This is a genomic window from Fulvimarina manganoxydans, assembly GCF_900176465.1.
Classification (GTDB): Bacteria; Pseudomonadota; Alphaproteobacteria; order Rhizobiales; family Rhizobiaceae; genus Fulvimarina; species Fulvimarina manganoxydans.
Genome location: NZ_FWXR01000030.1, coordinates 25,437 through 42,982, shown reverse-complemented (window position 1 = coordinate 42,982; position 17,546 = coordinate 25,437). Strand labels below are relative to the sequence as shown.

General features: G+C 64.4%; 17 protein-coding genes. 11 read left to right on the top strand and 6 right to left on the bottom strand.

Annotated elements, in window-relative coordinates; all coding sequences use genetic code 11:
* Positions 1-268: 268 nt before the first annotated feature.
* Positions 269-469, bottom strand: a complete 201-nt coding sequence (locus B9A15_RS20985; RefSeq protein ID WP_139798527.1) for a hypothetical protein — start codon at positions 467-469, stop codon at positions 269-271.
* 303 nt (positions 470-772) lie between these two features.
* Between B9A15_RS20985 and B9A15_RS20980 the strand changes: the two genes are divergently transcribed.
* The 8 genes from B9A15_RS20980 (at position 773) to B9A15_RS20945 (ending at position 10,687) form a co-directional block, all read left to right on the top strand.
* Positions 773-1,873, top strand: coding sequence for a ribonuclease T2 family protein (locus B9A15_RS20980; protein ID WP_139798526.1), 1,101 nt, complete (start codon positions 773-775; stop codon positions 1,871-1,873).
* Positions 1,874-1,999: 126 nt separating this feature from the next.
* Complete coding sequence (locus B9A15_RS20975; protein WP_084412723.1) at positions 2,000-2,308, top strand: PilZ domain-containing protein; 309 nt, start codon at positions 2,000-2,002, stop codon at positions 2,306-2,308.
* Between the two features lie 171 nt (positions 2,309-2,479).
* Positions 2,480-4,780: a glycine--tRNA ligase subunit beta gene (gene glyS / locus B9A15_RS20970; protein ID WP_084412721.1), complete on the top strand. Its 2,301-nt coding sequence runs from the start codon at positions 2,480-2,482 to the stop codon at positions 4,778-4,780.
* Positions 4,781-4,882: 102 nt separating this feature from the next.
* The gene (locus B9A15_RS20965; RefSeq protein ID WP_170923393.1) at positions 4,883-5,470 is read left to right on the top strand and encodes a Uma2 family endonuclease; all 588 of its coding nucleotides are present in this window, start codon (positions 4,883-4,885) and stop codon (positions 5,468-5,470) included.
* 255 nt (positions 5,471-5,725) lie between these two features.
* Positions 5,726-7,381: a glycoside hydrolase family 25 protein gene (locus tag B9A15_RS23910; RefSeq protein WP_084412717.1), complete on the top strand. Its 1,656-nt coding sequence runs from the start codon at positions 5,726-5,728 to the stop codon at positions 7,379-7,381.
* A 103-nt stretch (positions 7,382-7,484) separates the two neighbouring features.
* Positions 7,485-8,447: an L-threonylcarbamoyladenylate synthase gene (locus tag B9A15_RS20955; protein WP_084412715.1), complete on the top strand. Its 963-nt coding sequence runs from the start codon at positions 7,485-7,487 to the stop codon at positions 8,445-8,447.
* 55 nt (positions 8,448-8,502) lie between these two features.
* On the top strand, positions 8,503-9,936 hold the full coding sequence (locus tag B9A15_RS20950; RefSeq protein ID WP_139798529.1) for an FAD-binding oxidoreductase: 1,434 nt from the start codon (positions 8,503-8,505) through the stop codon (positions 9,934-9,936).
* Between the two features lie 163 nt (positions 9,937-10,099).
* Positions 10,100-10,687, top strand: a complete 588-nt coding sequence (locus tag B9A15_RS20945) for a DUF6101 family protein (protein WP_084412713.1) — start codon at positions 10,100-10,102, stop codon at positions 10,685-10,687.
* Between the two features lie 121 nt (positions 10,688-10,808).
* On the opposite strand, the gene B9A15_RS20940 is transcribed toward B9A15_RS20945, so the two are convergent.
* The 4 genes from B9A15_RS20940 to B9A15_RS20925 all read right to left on the bottom strand — a co-directional run bounded on the left by B9A15_RS20940 (position 10,809) and on the right by B9A15_RS20925 (position 13,866).
* Positions 10,809-12,422 (bottom strand): NTP transferase domain-containing protein, encoded by a 1,614-nt coding sequence (locus B9A15_RS20940; protein WP_084412711.1) that lies wholly within the window; start codon positions 12,420-12,422, stop codon positions 10,809-10,811.
* Positions 12,419-13,135: an XdhC family protein gene (locus B9A15_RS20935; RefSeq protein WP_084412708.1), complete on the bottom strand. Its 717-nt coding sequence runs from the start codon at positions 13,133-13,135 to the stop codon at positions 12,419-12,421. Before B9A15_RS20935 ends, B9A15_RS20940 begins: the two co-directional genes overlap by 4 nt.
* Positions 13,135-13,491: an XdhC family protein gene (locus B9A15_RS20930; RefSeq protein ID WP_084412706.1), complete on the bottom strand. Its 357-nt coding sequence runs from the start codon at positions 13,489-13,491 to the stop codon at positions 13,135-13,137. Before B9A15_RS20930 ends, B9A15_RS20935 begins: the two co-directional genes overlap by 1 nt.
* A 135-nt stretch (positions 13,492-13,626) precedes the next feature.
* Complete coding sequence (locus tag B9A15_RS20925; RefSeq protein WP_084412704.1) at positions 13,627-13,866, bottom strand: NINE protein; 240 nt, start codon at positions 13,864-13,866, stop codon at positions 13,627-13,629.
* Positions 13,867-14,070: 204 nt separating this feature from the next.
* Between B9A15_RS20925 and B9A15_RS20920 the strand changes: the two genes are divergently transcribed.
* The 3 genes from B9A15_RS20920 to B9A15_RS20910 are packed head-to-tail and all read left to right on the top strand — an operon-like array spanning position 14,071 to position 15,372.
* Complete coding sequence (locus B9A15_RS20920) at positions 14,071-14,385, top strand: ArsR/SmtB family transcription factor (protein ID WP_084412733.1); 315 nt, start codon at positions 14,071-14,073, stop codon at positions 14,383-14,385.
* Positions 14,382-14,717 carry an SRPBCC family protein gene (locus B9A15_RS20915; RefSeq protein WP_084412702.1) on the top strand — a complete coding sequence of 112 codons (336 nt, stop codon included), beginning with the start codon at positions 14,382-14,384 and terminating at the stop codon, positions 14,715-14,717. Before B9A15_RS20920 ends, B9A15_RS20915 begins: the two co-directional genes overlap by 4 nt.
* 49 nt (positions 14,718-14,766) lie before the next feature.
* Positions 14,767-15,372: an ATP-dependent Clp protease proteolytic subunit gene (locus B9A15_RS20910; RefSeq protein WP_084412700.1), complete on the top strand. Its 606-nt coding sequence runs from the start codon at positions 14,767-14,769 to the stop codon at positions 15,370-15,372.
* Positions 15,373-15,391: 19 nt separating this feature from the next.
* Here B9A15_RS20910 and B9A15_RS20905 read toward each other — a convergent pair whose 3' ends face one another.
* Complete coding sequence (locus B9A15_RS20905; protein WP_084412698.1) at positions 15,392-17,092, bottom strand: helicase HerA-like domain-containing protein; 1,701 nt, start codon at positions 17,090-17,092, stop codon at positions 15,392-15,394.
* Positions 17,093-17,546 lie beyond the last annotated feature (454 nt).

The following is a 17,546-nucleotide window of genomic DNA, read 5'->3' as shown; positions in this document are numbered from 1 at the left end:
AGCATGGCCGCGTCTATGGGTCTTGAGCGGATGCGATGGCATCGTCTGCTTATTTGTATTCCCGTCTGAAAGCAGACCGACCGCTAACCACCCATGCGAGCCATTTCAACGCCCGGTTCCGACGCCCATTTTTCCGATCACGCGTCAATCTTTCACTTCCCGGTGATCCTTATCGGACCAGGCAAACCCCTTATCTCCATCGGACTTGTGACGGCAGTATCGCGACGAGAAGGCTGACCTCACCAGCCTCCTCTACTCGAAACCCGTATCAATTGGACGGCCCGTCGATCCGGCTCGGGGCGATCGGGTCGGAGGCTGGGAAGGTCTCTTCCAGGGCTTCGTCCAGTTCCTCTTCCGGCACATCGTCGCTTTCGCGGCGTTTGTCGTCCGTATCAGGCTTGCCGGCTTTCGGATCGCGTGGGTCTGGGTTCATGGCATCGTCGAAGGCATCATCGTCGGAGATAGGCATGGGGATCGTCTCATCGTTGCAGATTGTGAGATGGGCCAAAGGCGGCGGGCGAGTCGCTCGGGCGATGGGCGTTGACGGCCCCATTCGCCGCTCGCTCCGCCGCATTGTCGGCTGTCGGAAGAAAAATCCCGCGATGGGTCGTAAGTTCCGCTTGGCATCGCTTAGGCGGCAAACGCAGGCCGGGCCCGGCCGCCGTCCCCTGGCCGGTACCTTGCTTATCGGGGCTTTGGTTGTCGGAAGCCGTCGGCTCGGCTAGAGCGGTCGCCATCCAAGCCCGGCTTTTGCGAACCGAACGAGACCCCGATGCCCTCTTGTCCGACGCGTGCCGTCATGGCGGCACTTGCCACTCTTGTCCTCGTTGGCTTTGCGCCGATCACGGCCAAAGCCCAGACACCGATGTCGGGCACCTTTATCGCCGAGGCGCGCTGTCCCGCCCTTCAATCAATCCGCAGGAAGAGCAATCCCGGCACGGTGACGACGGAGCCTGGGGCGAGCTACGAGATCGTCGGGCGCAACACCGATCCGGCCACCCATTACTATCTCGTCTTTCCGGGCGCCGAGCCGGAAAGGCGCTGGATCGCCGTCGGTTGCGGACGGATCGCGACACCGGCAGACCTTTCCGCCGAAGCCAAGTCGCAAGAGCCGGCCTCGAACGATCCTCGAGGCAGCACGGCTCTCGGCGCAGCCCTGGCCAGAGCGACGGCAAGGACCGGCCGAGATCCCGCACAAACCGGGCAGGCGAGCGATTCCGGCCGTTCGCCCCAAGGGCGCTACGTGCTCGCGGCCAGCTGGCATGCGGCCTTCTGCGAAGGCCAACCGAGGCGCCGCGAATGCCGCTCGGGCGGGAAAGACGAAGCCTTCACCCTGCATGGCCTTTGGGTCGAGCCGAGAGACCGGGCCTATTGCGGCGTCGCGCCCGAAATCCAGCGGGCGGACGAGGCCGGCCGCTGGTCGGACCTGCCCGCCCCCGATCTGACGCCGGACACCGCACGGGCGCTCGATGCCGCCATGCCCGGCCGCATGGCCGCCCTCGACCGACATGAATGGGTCAAACATGGCAGCTGCTATGGCGCGGATGCCGAGGAGTATTTTCGCGAGTCGCTCGCCCTGTTGAGCGCACTCAACGCCTCTCCGGTTCGCGACCTTTTTCGGGATCGGCGCGGGAAGGAACTCGCCTCGGCGCAGATTCGCCGCGCCTTCGACGAGGCTTTTGGTCGCGGTTCGGGCGCGCGCGTTCTCACCGACTGCAAGGACGATGACGGGCGCCGGATCATCGCCGAATTGCGGATCCATCTTGAAGGAACGATCGCGCCGGACAGCGATCTCGGAGCGCTGATGCGCCAAGCCCCCAAGGCTGCGCCCGGATGCCGAGGCGGCATTGTCGATCCGAGCGGCGATCAATAGGCGATGGATCAGGCCTCGCCCACCTATCGCCGGATTAACCACTTGGCCTGACAGTGCCTTGTTTCGCTCTTCAACTTGGCGATATTGCTACTTAGAGAGTTGAAATCGTTAAATAAGGCTGAACGAATGTTGGAAAGACGAAATGCCTCACGACGCCGCGTCTGCCTTCATGGCGTGGCCAGCGCCGGCCTCAGCGGGACGCCCGTGCCGATTCGCGTTCGCTCGATTTCCGATGGCGGCGCCGAAGTCGTCGCGGATCGGGGCTGCCTGCCCGACAAGACGATCGGCCTGTCGATCGGCCGGGAAGACGGGCGCTTTCGCCTGGCCGAGGTCTGTTGGCGACGCGGAAACCGCTTCGGGGTGAAATTCGGCGAAACCGACCGTCCGTCGAATGATACGCTCCCTGGCTGGTTGAGCGAACTTCTCTCGGCCTGAGAGAGCGTGAACCAAGGCTGAGTTCCATCGGTCGGCGCAGGATCGGCGGGCAGGCCGCGACAGATCGATGACGAGGCGGACGGGAGCCTCTCTCATCCGCCTTCTTGCATTCGGCGCGGCGCCATGATGCAAGGCAGCCAATTCGACCTGCCTTCGACGAGCGCCACGCCCATGCCCGACCTTCTTCTCGAACTTCGATCCGAAGAGATACCAGCCCGCATGCAGCGGAAAGCGGCGGGCGACCTGAAAGCGCGGGTGACCAACGCCCTGGTCGAGGCGGGCCTGACCTATGAGGGCGCCAAGGAATATTGGACGCCGCGCCGGCTGACGCTCGACATTCGCGGCGTCGATGCCCGCTCGAAGGACGTGACCGAGGAGCGCAAGGGTCCGCGCACCGATGCGCCCGACAAGGCGATCCAGGGCTTCCTGCGAGGTGCGGGTCTTTCCTCGATCGAGGAGGCGAGCGTCCAGTCCGACCCCAAGAAGGGCGATTTCTACGTCGCGACGATTAAGAAGCCCGGCAGGCCGGCCGAAGATATCGTCGCCGAGGCGATGCCCGCGATCATTCGCGACTTTCCCTGGCCGAAATCCATGCGCTGGGGCCCGGCATCCGCCAAGCCCGGCAGCCTGCGCTGGGTGCGCCCGCTGCAATCGATCCTCTGCACCTTCGGACCCGAAACGGAAGAGCCGATCGTCGTCGACTTCGAGGTGGACGGCATCCGCGCCGGCAACATCACCGCCGGCCATCGCTTCCATGCGCCCGAGCCCTTCACGGTGCGCCGCTTCGACGATTACGCGCAGAAGCTGGAAGCCGCCTTCGTGGTTCTGGATCCAGAGCGGCGCAAGGAGATCATCCGCCACGACGCGGAGAATCTCGCTTTCGCCAAGGGGCTGGAAGTCGTGCCCGATGACGGCCTTCTGGAAGAGGTTTCGGGCCTCGTCGAATGGCCCGTCGCGCTAATGGGAACGTTCGAGGAGTCTTTCCTCCAGATCCCCCCGGAAGTCATCCAGCTGACCATCAAGGTCAATCAGAAATGCTTCGTCACCCGGCCGCAAGGCTCCGGCGAAAGCAAACTCTCCAACAACTTCATCCTCGTCTCCAATATCGAGGCGAGCGACGGCGGCGCCGAGATCGCGCGGGGCAACGGCAAGGTCGTCCGCGCCCGGCTCTCCGACGCGCTCTATTTCTGGGAGACCGATCAGGCCGACCTGCCCGATCTGGAGCCGCTCAAGGCCTCGGCGAAGAAATTCGGCCTCGACCTGTCAAAACCCCTCGACCAGCGCATGGCGAAGCTCGATGCGTTGGGCGTGACGTTCCAGGCGGCCCTCGGCACCCAGGGCGACCGGGTCGCCGACATTGCCGCGCTTGCAGAAAAGATCGCTGGCGAGATCGCGGCCCAAGTCTCGGCGGATGGCGAGAATGCCAGCCAATCGGACTTTGCGCGGGAGGAATTGACGCGCGTCGTCCGCCGCGCGGCCATGCTCTCCAAGGCCGATCTCCCGACCGAGGCAGTGGGCGAATTTCCCGAGCTTCAGGGACTCATGGGCCGTTACTATGCCGGATTGCAGGGCGAGCACCCATCCGTCCAGACGGCGATCGAAGAGCATTATAAGCCGCTTGGGCCGACAGATGCCGTTCCGCGCGATCCAGTCGCGATCTGCGTCGCGCTCGCCGACAAGCTCGACATGCTGGTAAGCTTCTGGGCGATCAACGAGAAACCAACGGGATCGAAAGACCCCTATGCGTTGCGGCGTGCGGCGCTCGGCTTCATCCGCATTATTTCCGACGATCAGCTGATCCTGCCGATCCAGCCGCTGATCGAGTGGCACGAGACGAACGTCCGAAGACGAATTACGAAGACGGAGCAAAGCAAGGCTGCGAAAGAGCCGGGCGCCAGCATGAGCGCAGACGCGCATGTCCAAGGCGCTCTCGCGGCAGACCTCCTCACCTTCTTCCACGACCGCCTGAAAGTGCAGCTGCGCGATGCCGGCGCTCGCCATGATCTGGTCGACGCGGTTCTATCGGGTCAGGCTGCGCGCAATGACGATCTGCTTGACGTCACCCGACGGGTCGAGGCGCTGGGTGCCTTTCTCGGAACGGAAGATGGCCAAAACCTCCTCGCCGGCTATCGCCGCGCCGCCAATATTCTCGCGGCCGAAGAGAAGAAGGGCACGCGGATCGGCGAACATGTCGATCTCGATCTCATCGCTGCCTCTGGCGAGCCGGAGGAAAAGCATCTGGCCGGCGCGATCGACCGGGCGGAGATCGAGGTGAGCGAGGCGGTGACCCGCCGCGACTATGGGGCGGCGATGGCCGGTCTCGCCAAGCTGCGCGCGCCTGTCGACGCCTTTTTCGACAAGGTGCTGGTCAATGCCGAGGACGAGGCCGTGCGCGCCAATCGCCTGGCGCTTCTCGACCGCGTTCGCGCGGCCTGTCTGACGGTCGCCGATTTCTCAAAGATCGCCGGCTGAGGACGGCAAGACGGCTCGACCAGCTTGTCTGCGCCAAGCTCTCGGCGCTAAATTTAAGAGGGGCCATCATCTGGCCCTTCTGGATGGATGCGAGCAAGCCCGATGCGACTGCCGAATCCGAAACCGATGACCCTTGAAGAGTTCTTCGTCTGGCAGGAGCGGCAGCCGGATCGCTACGAATTCGTCGAGGGCTGGCCGATCAAGATGATGACCGGAGCCCGCCAGGGCCACAATGTCGTTGTCAGCAATATCGTCATGACCCTCGGGCCTGAAGCAAAGACCCTCGGTTGCCGCACCACGTCGAGCGATACCGCGGTCAGAACCCAGAAAGGCATCCGCTATCCGGATGTGGTGATCGACTGCGCCCCGCCGGCGCCCGCCGCCTTCGAAGCAGGGTCGCCGCGTATGGTCGTCGAAGTCTCCTCGCCCGGCACCCTCGCGACGGATCTGACCGACAAGCTCGACGAATATCTCGCCCATGATGACCTGCGTATCATTATGCTGGTCGAGCCCGATGTCGTCTCCGTCAAACTCTACCGGCGCGATGCGGCCGATCGCTGGCAGGTCGAGCGCTATGATCGACTGGAAGAGACCATCGATCTACCGGAATTGTCGACCGCCCTCCCCTTGAGCGCGATCTATGACACGCTCCGTCCTGATACGCGGCCCTTTCCAAGAGCTGTCGACTGAACTGATCGGCAGGTTGAAGGGCATTCGCAGGCGCTGAAGCTGACCCAAAGCTGGACAGCCAATGAAAATCGGCTCCTTTGTAACATTTCGTGATCGCGACTGCCCGGAACCTGCCTGATTCAATGGGCAAAGAGGTCATCGAGCCACAGTGCTCGGGTCCACGCCGGGCATCATTGAGGATCAGGCGAGAGGGGGACCCGTTCACGATGCATATTCCGGGTTGGACCCGGCGGGAATTCGAGGGGAAACCACCGAATGACGACAACGCGCGCCGCTTTCGCGACGACCGTTCAACACGCCCTGTTTCTGGCTGTCGGTCTGATCGGCTTGAGTCTGCAGCCGGCCAGCGCCGCCTGGGAAGCCCCCTGGAAAGACGAAAGTCGGGCTCTCGTCATCGACGCCTATGAGTTCAATCCGATCGACTGGGAAACGCTCACGGACGACGAGCGCATCGCCGGTTTCATCAACAAAGCCTCGGATGGCATGCCGCCGGACTATCGCTGCGGCTCCAAGCGCGACGATGCCTGGAAGCTTTGCAAGAACCGCTGGTGGAAATACTCGGTCACCAAGGAACTCTTCATGACGCGTCGGCAGATGGCGAAGATGAAGGGCCTTCTCTGGGGCGCCTATCATCTGGCCCGCCCCGGCAATCCGCGTGCCCAAGCCGACCATTTCATCGATTTCGCCGAGCCGAGCGAGGACGATCTGATCGCTCTCGACATCGAGGATATCGGCCCGGAATGGATGAGCCTCGAAGACGCCGAGATCTTCGCCGATCAGGTCAAGATCCGCACCGGCCGCTATCCGGTCCTCTATACGAACGGCAATACGGCCAAGTTCATCGCCGACAATCGTGCCGATTATCCGCTACTGTCGCGCCTGCCGCTCTGGTATGCCCGCTATACCAAGGACATTAGCGGGAAATTCCCTGTCGAGACCTGGCCGCGCTATGCGCTCTGGCAGTTCTCGTCCATGCACAATTGCAATGCACGCTCCTGCCCTTATCGTGTCTCGGGCGCCAAGACCGATATCGACGTCAATGTCTCGACCTTCGACATTGCGGGGCTGAAAGAGGCCTGGCCCTTCGACGAGCTTGGCGACGAGCCGGTGGCGCCATCCGATCCCGCTCTGCTTGTGGCCGAGGCTGCCAAATCGATGGGTTCGCAAATCGCAGACGCCATGCCGCGCGCCAAGGATCACTTGGGAGAGGATGCGGAGACCACGACGCCGCTTCTGGCGGCCTATGGCCCGTCGAACCGAGCCCCGCGAAAGATCGATCCGCTCGCCATGCTCGAAGACGTTGCCGAAGGGCGTCCGCACGCCGCCGAGCGCGCCGAGATCCAGGGCGAGCGCGCCGAAGGAATTCCAATCCCCCGTTCCAATCCGCGCCGTGTCGCCGAAGCCGAAGCGACGCCGATCGAGCAAACGCCCGTCGCCGATAGGCCATCTGCCGGACCGCTGGCGATCGCCGAAGCCGCAAAGCCTGCCGTTGTGACCGAGGCCATGGCGAACGAACTCGCCGCCCATGTGGCCAATCTGCGCGTCCTCGTCGCTCAGTCCGTCGAGAACCTCCATCGCACCCTTCGCCCCTATGCGTTTGGCGAGCCGGACACCGCGCCGGCGATGGGTGAGACCTTGATGAAGGACGAGCGCCGAAGCGCGATCGATGGCCCGGCACGAGCGCTGGAATCGCGTCCCGAGCGCTCCATGGTTCTGCGCGCCATCGAAACCGCAATCGCCGCCCGCGACGGCCAGGCCATGACCATGCCGGCGCTCGCCTTGAGCCAGCATGCCCCCTCCCCGAAGGACGAGGCGTCGCTCCGCGAGGCCCGCGTCTTGAAAACGTCGGAAATGGCAGCGCTCGTCGATGCCGACAATCGCATCATCAACGCCTTCTCCCTGACGCAGTAATCCTGCCGCCCAGCTCGCCTTCGAAGGCTGTTGCTCTCGCCTCCCCCATGGGCCACATCGGAAGGGTGAGGAAGGCAGATGTCCAGGCGGAGGCGAGACGAGAATGCGTGTGATCCCCGCAGGGGCGCCGGAGAGCTTTGCGGAAGCCCTCGGACTTCTTCAGCGAGGCGAGGCGATCGCCGTCCCGACGGAGACGGTTTACGGCCTTGCCGCCGATGCCACCCATGGCGAGGCCATCGCCAAGATCTTCGCGGCCAAGGGCCGGCCGAGCTTCAACCCGCTGATCTGCCATGTGCCGGATCTGGCCATGGCCGAGCGGCTGGCCGTTCTCTCGCCGCTTGCTCGCCATCTTGCGGACGCCTTCTGGCCTGGGCCTCTGACGATCGTCTGCCCGCTGATCGAAGGGAGCCCGATCCATCCTTTGGCCACCGCAGGACTCGACACGGTCGGCCTGCGCGCCCCGCGCGGCGTTCTCGCAAAGCTTGCTACTGCGCTCGGCCAGCCGATCGCGGCCCCCAGCGCCAATGCCTCCGGGCGCGTTAGCCCGACCAATGCCGCCCGCGTCGCGACCGACCTTGGGGATCGGATTCCGCTGATCCTCGATGGCGGAGACGCGCCGGTGGGCGTCGAATCGACCATCATTCGCCCCTTCGAGGATCATATTCTCCTCCTGCGGCCGGGTGGAATCGCGCGCGAGGCGATCGAGAGCGTGAGCGGCCTGCCCGTCCGCTCGGTCGCGTCCGGGAGCGCGATCTCGGCGCCCGGGCAGCTCTCCTCCCATTATGCGCCGGCCGGGCGCGTGCGCCTCGATGCGCGCCATGTGGAGCCGGGCGAATGTCTGATCGCCTTCGGCAGCGCCCTGCCTGCGGGAGCCGATCGGGCCAAAGCCATTCGAACGCTCAGCGCATCCTGCGATCTTGAAGAGGCGGCGGCCAATCTCTTCGCCGCCCTGGCCGCCTTCGACCGGCCGGATATCGATCGCATCGCCGTCATGCCGATCCCCGAGGATGGCCTTGGCGAGGCGATCAATGACCGACTTCGGCGAGCTGCCGCTCCGCGCGGATAATCGGTCCACGCCATGCTGCGTCGACACAGCGCGTTTGGGGCAATATATCGGCTCCATGACCATGCCGACCGCCCCCCTCGACGCCGCCCTGATCGACCGTTTCACCGCGATCGTCGGACAATCCAATGCGCTTTCGCAAGACGAGGCCGGCGCGACCTATCTGACCGAGCCCCGCGATCTCTTTCCCGGCAAGTCAGCGCTGGTTCTTCGGCCCGGAAGCGTCGACGAAGTTTCGGCGATCGTCCGGCTCGCCTCCGAGACCCGCACGCCGATCGTGCCGCAAGGCGGCAATACCGGCCTTGTCGGCGGCCAGCAGCCGCGTTCCGAGGGCGAAGTCCTCGTCAATCTCTCGCGCCTCGATCAGATCCGCGAGATCGACCCTGTGGGGCGGACCATCACCGTCGATGCCGGCTGCGTCCTCCAGCGTGTGCAGGAAGCGGCGGACGAGGCCGGACTGTTCTTCCCCCTTTCGTTGGGGGCGCAAGGCTCCTGCCAGATCGGCGGCAATCTCTCCTCCAATGCCGGCGGCACGGGCGTTCTCGCCTATGGCAACAGCCGCGATTTGTGCCTTGGCATCGAAGCGGTGCTGCCGAGCGGCGAAATTATCCATGGGCTGCGCCGGCTGAAGAAAGACAATCGCGGCTACGACCTGCGCAATCTCCTGATTGGCGCGGAAGGCACGCTCGGCATCATCACCGGCGCCGTGCTCAAGCTCTTCCCCAAGCCTAAGGGCAAGGAGATCGCATTCGTCGGCCTCTCTTCGGTCGAGAACGCGCTGAAGCTCCTGTCGATTGCCGAGGGCCATGCGGGCGCCTCGCTCACCGCCTTCGAGTTTCTGCCGCTGATCGGCATGCGCTTCACGCTGAAACATACCGAAGGCGCACGCGATCCGATGGACGCCGAGTATCCTTGGTACGTCCTCGTCGAAATCTCTTCACAGCGCTCGGCGGAGGAAGCCGGCGCGACCCTCGAAGCGCTCCTGACCGAAGCCTTCGAAGCCGGTCTCGTCGAAGATGCGGCAATCGCCCAGTCCGAGGCGCAAGCGGCGAATTTCTGGCGGATGCGCGAAGAGATGAGCTGGGCGCAAAAACCCGAAGGTGGCTCGATCAAGCACGACGTTTCGGTGCCGGTCGCGAGCGTTCCCGAATTTCTGCGCCGGGCCGACGAGGCGGTTCTCGCAGCAATTCCCGACGCCCGCATCGTCGCCTTCGGCCATCTCGGCGATGGCAATGTCCATTACAACATTTCCCAGCCGGTCGGCGCCGACAAGGCCGCCTTCCTGGCGCGCTGGCACGAGATCGGCGCGATCGTCCATGGCATCGTCGCCGAAATGGAGGGAAGCTTTTCGGCTGAACACGGCATCGGCGTCCTGAAGGCCGAGGAGTTGCGGCGCAGCAAGGCCGGGCCGGAATATGAGGCGATGCGCGCCATCAAGACGAGCCTTGATCCTTTCGGAATTCTCAATCCCGGCAAGCTGATTCAGATTTGATTCAAGTTTTCCTTCTGCTAACCCTTTGCAAGGTCAGGAAGACTTAACTCCGTTTCTTAGCCCGCCTCTAACATCCGCCCCCTAATTTGGCTTCATCGAAAGGCCGGGAGACACCGGCCACGAAGGAGAAGCCGAAAAGGCTCTCAGGAGAGGCAGAGGCGTCATGAATACGATGGTTGCTCATCAGACCCAGGTTCCCGCGAAGCCCGATTGGGCCTCGGAGCCGGTCCGCCTGGATCCGGCCCTGACGGCCGGCCAGTCGATCGAGATCGTCGGAGCCGACGGCGAAGCGGTTCGTTACCAGATCCACCGGCGCGGCGCCGTTATCCGCCGCAAGCTCGACCGGTCGGGCCTTCCGATCTCCGTCGCCGTCGCGGCCCGCTGCTTTGCCGGCGTCGCGGCCAGGGCGATGGAAGATGCCGAGGGCAATGTCACGGTCACCCTGGAACTCTATCACCCCGATCCGGCGCTCTGCGTGCCGCTGCTCGTCGCCCGCGATCTCTATGACGTCGCCGCCGACTGGCGCTCCTGGTCGGACCTCTTCGGTCTGCCCATGATGATGATCGAGGCCGACGGCTCGGTCGTTCCGCTGGAAGACACGCTGACCGCCATGCGCTCGGACCTGTCGGCCATGCCGCGCCGCCGCTCGCCCAACCGGACCCGGCGCCCGCGCTTCCTGGCGCGTCGCAAGCCAGGTGGTCTCGGCATGCGCATGGTCGTCGAGGGCGAGGAAATCATCGCTCGGACCTGACGGCGGGATCGTCCCTTCTCAAGCCGATAATATTCGAAACATCGGGGGTGCGCATCCGAAAGGAAGCCCGCCCCCGGTTTCGTTTTACCGACCACGTCTGCCCGCCGGTTTTGCCGACCGTTCAGCCCGTTTCGGCCAACCGCGATCGGGCCAGATCCAGGAGGTTTAGCGTATCCACATCGAAGCTTGCGGCCTCGCCCATCTCCACCTCGACGAGCCGCTCGGGTTCGGCGGCAATGATCGGCGCAGCGCCGATATCGCCCTCGAGCGCGATGATGGCCGGCAACAGTTCTGTCGACAGAATGACCGGATTGCGCCTTCGGCCGCGATCGCAGGCGGCGACGATCGAGCCTTTGCCCTCGCTCACGAAGGCACCGATCAACAGATCGAGATGATCGGGCTGTAAAAAGGGCTGGTCGGCCAGCATGACGAGGACGCCATCGGCATCTTCGGAGGCCCGCACACCCGCCTTCAGCGAGGTGGACAGCCCTTCCGCGAAGTCCGGATTGTGGATCGTCTCGACCTTCAGGCCTTCCAGCGCGGTCTCGACGGCCTCGTGCATATGGCCGGTCACGACCCGCACGGCCCCCCTACGCTTTGCTCCCAGCGCCGTCTCGACGCTGCGTCTGACGAGCGGCATGCCGCCGAAATCGGCGAGAAGCTTGTTGCCGCCCTCCATCCGGCTCGACCGTCCCGCCGCCAGCACGACGATGTCGACGACCGCCTCACCGCCTGAACTCTCGCTTTCGCGCGGGCTCGGACGCGAGCCGATCTCTTCCAGAAGGCCACCGACACCCATTCCTCTGATCGTCTCCGGCCCGACAGGAAGTCCGGCGAGCAAGCGGTTGAGAACGAAGTCGAAGCCGTTCTCCTTGGGGCTGCGCGCACAACCCGGCGCCCCCAGGACGGGGCGGCCGTCGAGGGTCCCTAAGAGAAGGAGATTGCCTGGATCGACCGGCATGCCGAAGGACTCGATCCTGCCGCCGGCGCGCCGGATCGCATCGGGGATGACGTCGCCTTCGTCGATGACGGCCGAGGCCCCGAAGACGAGGATAAGATCGGCGTCGCCGGCCTCCCGCAATGCCGCCTCCAGCGCCTCGGCCGTATGAGGCGCACGACGCTCGCCGATGATCGTGGAATGGGAGGCTTCGAGCCGCGCCTCGCTGACCCGCCGCGTCTTGTTAAGCACCTTCTCCTTGACCGTCGGCAGCATGGTCTGGATGAGGCGCACGCGATGGGGCCGAAATGGCGCAAGCTTCAGAGCCTGTGACCGGCTTAAGATACTCAGCGCCTCGGCAAGCTTATTCCCATCGACGCTCAGCGGGATGATCTTGACGGTCGCGATCATCTGGCCCGCGCGCACGGGCGCAAATTCCGAAAGGGTCGCGAGCGTCATCGACGGATCGACGGCGTTCAGCCGATCGATCACGGCGCGGTCGGGGCAAAAGAGCCCGGCGGTCTTGGCAAAGAGATTGACGCGCCCGGTCGCCGCCGGTCCGACCCCCACATGCGGCGCATCGAGCGCGGCGCCGAGCCGGCCGGCCGCCTCGTCCTCGACCACGTCACCCGGCAGGAGCCGGGCCGCAACGACGCTTTCGACGCCGCTCTCGCGAAGCGCTTCGAGATCCTCTTGTGCGAGCCGCGTTCCTTTTTTCAGGCGCCGCTCTCCCGCATGGATCGCATGGGCGAGAACCGCACCTTCCGCATCGGCGAGCGGGGTCCTGCCGAAGATCATGCGGCGGCCTCTTCGCCGCGCCGTTCGGCGAACATCTTGCGCTTGCGGAAGGCTTCGATGACCGAGGCCATGATGGCAACGGCGATCTCGCCAGGGGTCGCCGCCCCGATATCGGCACCGATCGGAGCGTCGATCCTCTCGATGGCCGATTGCGCGATGCCGGCTTCGCGCAGCCGCTCCACGCGCCGCCCATGGGTCTTCCGGCTGCCAAGCGCACCGATATAGAAGCAACCGGTCCGCAAGGCTTCGATCAACGGACCATCATCGATCTTCGGGTCATGGGTGATGACGGCGAGCGCCGTATAGGGATCGAGCGGACGGGCTTTCAGGACGACGTCCGGCCATTCGGCGTGGAGGGCGACGCCCGGAAAGCGCTCCGGCGTCGCAAAGGCGGTGCGCGGATCGATGATCTGGATATCGTAGCCGGCGGCGCGGGCGATCGGAACAAGGGCCTGGCTGATATGGACGGCGCCGATCACAAGAAGCTTTGCGGGCGGCAGATAGACATTGATGAAGGCCTCGCCCTCGCCACTTTCGGCCATTCCCGACTTGCCGGAGCGGATCGCCTTTTCGATCGCCTCGGCCAGCGGATCGAGACCGATCTCGGCCTCGCGGACGAGACGCTGCTCGCCGGATTTGAGTTCGGTGACGGTGACGACGGCCCGGCGCGCCTTGCGCTCGGCGTTCAGACCCTTGAGCAGTTCGAGACGCATCAACCGAGCCTTTCCACATAGACGCGGATACGCCCGCCGCAGGACAAGCCCACCCGCCAGGCGGTCTCGTCGGCAACACCGAATTCCAGCAGCTTGGGCTCCCCCGCTTCGATGACGTCGATCGCTTCGGCGATCACCGCGCCTTCGACGCAACCGCCGGAGACCGAGCCCTCGAAATTCCCCTCCTCGTCGATGACGAGATGGCTGCCCGTCGGGCGCGGGGCCGAGCCCCAGGTTTCGACGACGGTGGCGAGGGCGAGCTTTCGTCCCGAGGCGGCCCAATCGGCGGCGGTCCCCAACACATCGAGCGCGGCCGCTTCGCCGGCGGCGTGCCGGGTCGTTTCAATCTCGCTCATGGGTGATCTCCCTTGAAAGCCGGCCGAAGACCGGCATCGATCAAGATAGGCATCGCGCGGGCGAAACGAAACGGCGGCCCCGAAGGCCGCCGCTTGGACTTTCGCTCAAGAAGACAGCAACGGGCCGCGCCGGGCTCAGCGCGGGACCCGGTACTGGCGCTCCATCAATTCGATCCGGTCTTCGAGATTTTCCTCCCGCACCATGCCGGGGATGAGGAAGAGGTCGATCAACTGACCGATGCCGAGGAGACCGAAGGTCAGGAGCCACAACAGCCCCGTCCAAGGCCGCCCGAGATAGAAGCGGTGTAGTCCGCATATCCCGCCGAGGCAGAGAAGCCAGAGGATATAGGAGGCAAGGGTCGACTTGTTGTTCATCTCTTCGTCTCGTCCTTCGGTTGGGGCCGCGAAACTCTCGGTCCTTCGCACCGGTCGCAGCGTACTCTCTTGCCCCTGAGATAGGGATCGGACGCGGCAATTTGGATGGGTCGGCTGCGAAATTGCATCGAGACCCGCCTTTCGCACGGGCGCGCGGAAGAGAAAGGGCTTGCGAATCAGATAAGTGTTCGCTTATATATTCCCATGACCTATGACGAGGTGTTCAAGGCGCTAGCCGACCCGACGCGACGCGCGATCTTCGAGAAGCTGGCCGTTCATGGCCGCAACGCAAAGCAGCTGCGCGAAGGGCTCGGCGTCAGCCAGCCCGCGGTCTCGCAGCATCTTGCGGCACTGCGCTCGGCCGGGCTCGTGCGCGAGCGAAAGGAAGGGCGCTTCGTCCATTACGAAGTGGACCCGGACGGCATCGGCTTTCTCGGCGCATGGCTTCAGAAATATCGTGCCTATTGGCCGGCCCGCATGGACGATCTCAACGCGCTTCTGAAGGATATGGATCAATGACCAAGGCGAACGAGACGATCGTTCAGGAATACGAGGTGGATGCCCCGCCGGACAAGCTCTGGCGGGCCGTCTCGATCACCGAGTATCGCGAGCAATGGCTCCCAAGCGGCGATCTCGATGGCGCCGAGCCGCTCTCCTTGGACGAAGGGCGCTCCGTCCGCTACGCCATGCAAGAGCCCGAGCCCCCGTTCCGCCGCAGCGAAGTCACCTTCGAGATCGAGCCGATCGGAGCCGGGCGAAGCCTCTTCCGCATTACCCATCGCCTGACCGCTGGCATCGAAATGCGAGCGGCCAATTCCAACACCCGGCCCGGCATCCGCATGGCGGCCTGACACCCTCCGCCGCCCCCCGCAAGACATTCAAAAATCTGGAGGTCGTCCGATGGGCGAAACGATGCAACTCGTCCCTATGGTGGTCGAACAGTCCAATCGCGGCGAGCGATCCTTCGACATCTTCTCACGGCTTCTGCGCGAGCGGATCATCTTCGTGAATGGCGAAGTGAACGACCAGATGGCCTCGCTGGTCTGCGCCCAGCTTCTCTTCCTGGAATCGGAAAGCCCGAAGAAGCCGATCCATCTTTATATCAACTCCTATGGCGGCGTGGTGACCGCCGGTCTTGCCATGTATGATACGATGCAATTCGTCGAATGCCCGGTCCATACGCTGTGCATGGGCACGGCCCGGTCGATGGGCTCGTTCCTTCTGATGGCGGGCGAGCCCGGCCACCGCGCGGCCCTCGCCAATGCCAGCCTCCACGTCCACCAGCCTCTCGGCGGCTATCAGGGCCAGGCCTCGGACATCATGATCCATGCCGAAGAGACCCAGAAGGTTAAGCATCGCATGACCCGGCTTTATGCCGAACATTGCGGGCGAAGCTATGAGGAGGTCGAACGCGCCCTCGACCGCGACAAGTTCTTGAATGCCGAAGAGGCGCGCGAATGGGGCCTTATCGACATCGTGACGACCAAACGCGCCGCTGCGGCGTGAATGGTCGCCAAAGTCTCTCTCAGCGCCCGCGCTTCAAGCTTCCCAAGATGCCGCGCACCACGGCGCGGGTGATGGTGGAGGCGGCGGTACGCCCGACCTGTTTTAGAATGGTCTCGGTCACCGACTGGCGCTGATAGCCCGAGGACCGGGCGCGGCGACGCGGCTTTCGGGTCGAGCGGGCATCCTCATCGGCATAGTCGGCCGCATCGTCGCGGCCGTCGCCGCCCAGGCCGAAATCGGGGAGTTGGAAGCCGGTGCGGGTGCGCCGGCCCTTTTTCTCCGCGGCGCGCTCTTCGGCTGCATCCTCTTCAGCCCTTCGACGGGCGGCCTCGGCCCGGCGCTCGGCCTCTTCGCGCTGACGCGCTTTGGCCTCCTCCGCCTCGCGCGCCCGCTCCTCCTCCTCGCGCTTCAGCTCGGCCTCGGCTCGGCCGATCAGAAGCTCATAGGCCGATTCCCGGTCGATGGCGTGGTCATATTGGCCGGCAACGGGGCTGCGACGCATGACGTCCGCCCGCTCGCCATCGTCGATAGGCCCGAGCTGGGCTGCGGGCGGGCGGATCAGCGTGCGTTCGACGATCGAGGGAACGCCCTTCGCGCCCAGCGTCGAGACAAGCGCCTCGCCGACGCCGAGGGTGGTGATCGTTTCATAGGCGTCGAATTCGGGATTGGGCCGAAAGGTGTCGGCGGCCGTCTTCACCGCCTTCTGTTCGCGCGGCGTATAGGCGCGCAGTGCGTGCTGGATGCGGTTTCCAAGCTGGGCAAGGACGCTGTCGGGCACATCGAGCGGATTCTGGGTGACGAAATAGACGCCGACGCCCTTGGAGCGGATCAGCTTCACCAGCTGCTCGACCCGATCGAGAAGGATTTTCGGCGCGTCGTCGAAAAGGAGATGGGCCTCGTCGAAGAAGAAGACGAGTTTCGGCTTCTCCGGATCGCCCACTTCGGGCAGCTCCTCGAAGAGTTCGGAGAGGAGCCAGAGCAGGAAAGTTGCGTAAAGACGCGGATTCATCATCAGCCGGTCGGCGGCCAGCACATTGACGATGCCGCGCCCGTCGCGATCGGTGCGCATGAGGTCGGCGATGGCGAGCGCCGGCTCGCCGAAAAAGGCGTCCGCGCCCTGCTGTTCGAGAACGAGAAGCTGACGCTGGATCGCGCCGACCGAGGCTTTGGCCACATTGCCGTAGATCTTCGAGACGTCAGAGGCGTTTTCGGTCAGATGCGCCAACATCGCCTGCAGATCTTTGAGATCGAGGAGCAGAAGCCCTTCGTCGTCGGCGATCTTGAAGGCGATGTTGAGGACGCCTTCCTGGGCTTCCGAGAGGTTCATCAGCCGGGCGAGCAGCAAGGGCCCCATCTCCGAGATCGTGGCCCGGACCGGATGGCCTCGCTCGCCGAAAATGTCCCAGAAGACGGTGGGGAAGACGTCGTTGTAATAGGGATCGAGGCCGATCTCATGGGCGCGATTGAGAGGAAAGTCCTTCTCTTCGCCGCGCATGGCGATGCCTGAGAGATCGCCTTTGATATCGGCGCAAAAGACCGGAACACCGGCCTCCGAAAAGCCTTCGGCGAGGATCTGCAGCGTCACCGTCTTACCGGTGCCGGTCGCCCCGGTCACGAGGCCGTGACGATTGGCGAGCCTCAAATCGAGATATTCGCCCTTCTTGGGCGCGTTGTCCGGGGTCCGGCTGGTGCCGAGATAGATCCTGCCCTCTTCCAGCATGGCCGTGTCTCCCCTTTAGCTCCAGTGCTTATCGCCGCTCCGGTCATGGGAGACAAGCTCGGGTCGCGGCCACGGGTTCCTCAAAATCCCCGATGCTGCGTGGGTAAAAGGACTGTGGCCGAAGGCGCACAGTTCCATTTTGCTCGCCCCGCAGCGCCTTGTCACAGCGCCGCACTTTCGTTCAAGTCATTGTCTGAAAAAGGAGAGGTTCGGTCGATCGAAGGGCGCTGGTCGATTGGCCGGAAAGGCGGGGAATGTCATCGATCCGCCTCTCTCTTGGGGCATCGGGCGCGATGCGACTTCGGCGAGATCGATGGCACGAGATCGTTATCGACGGCTGAGCGCCGAGCTTTACCGCGCCGCCCGTCGAGCGGACCGGGGCCAGACGCTCTTCGCGGCATGAAGCGTCGAAGAGCGGGACGGCTGGTAACGAAGCGAAGGCTCGCGAGAGCGG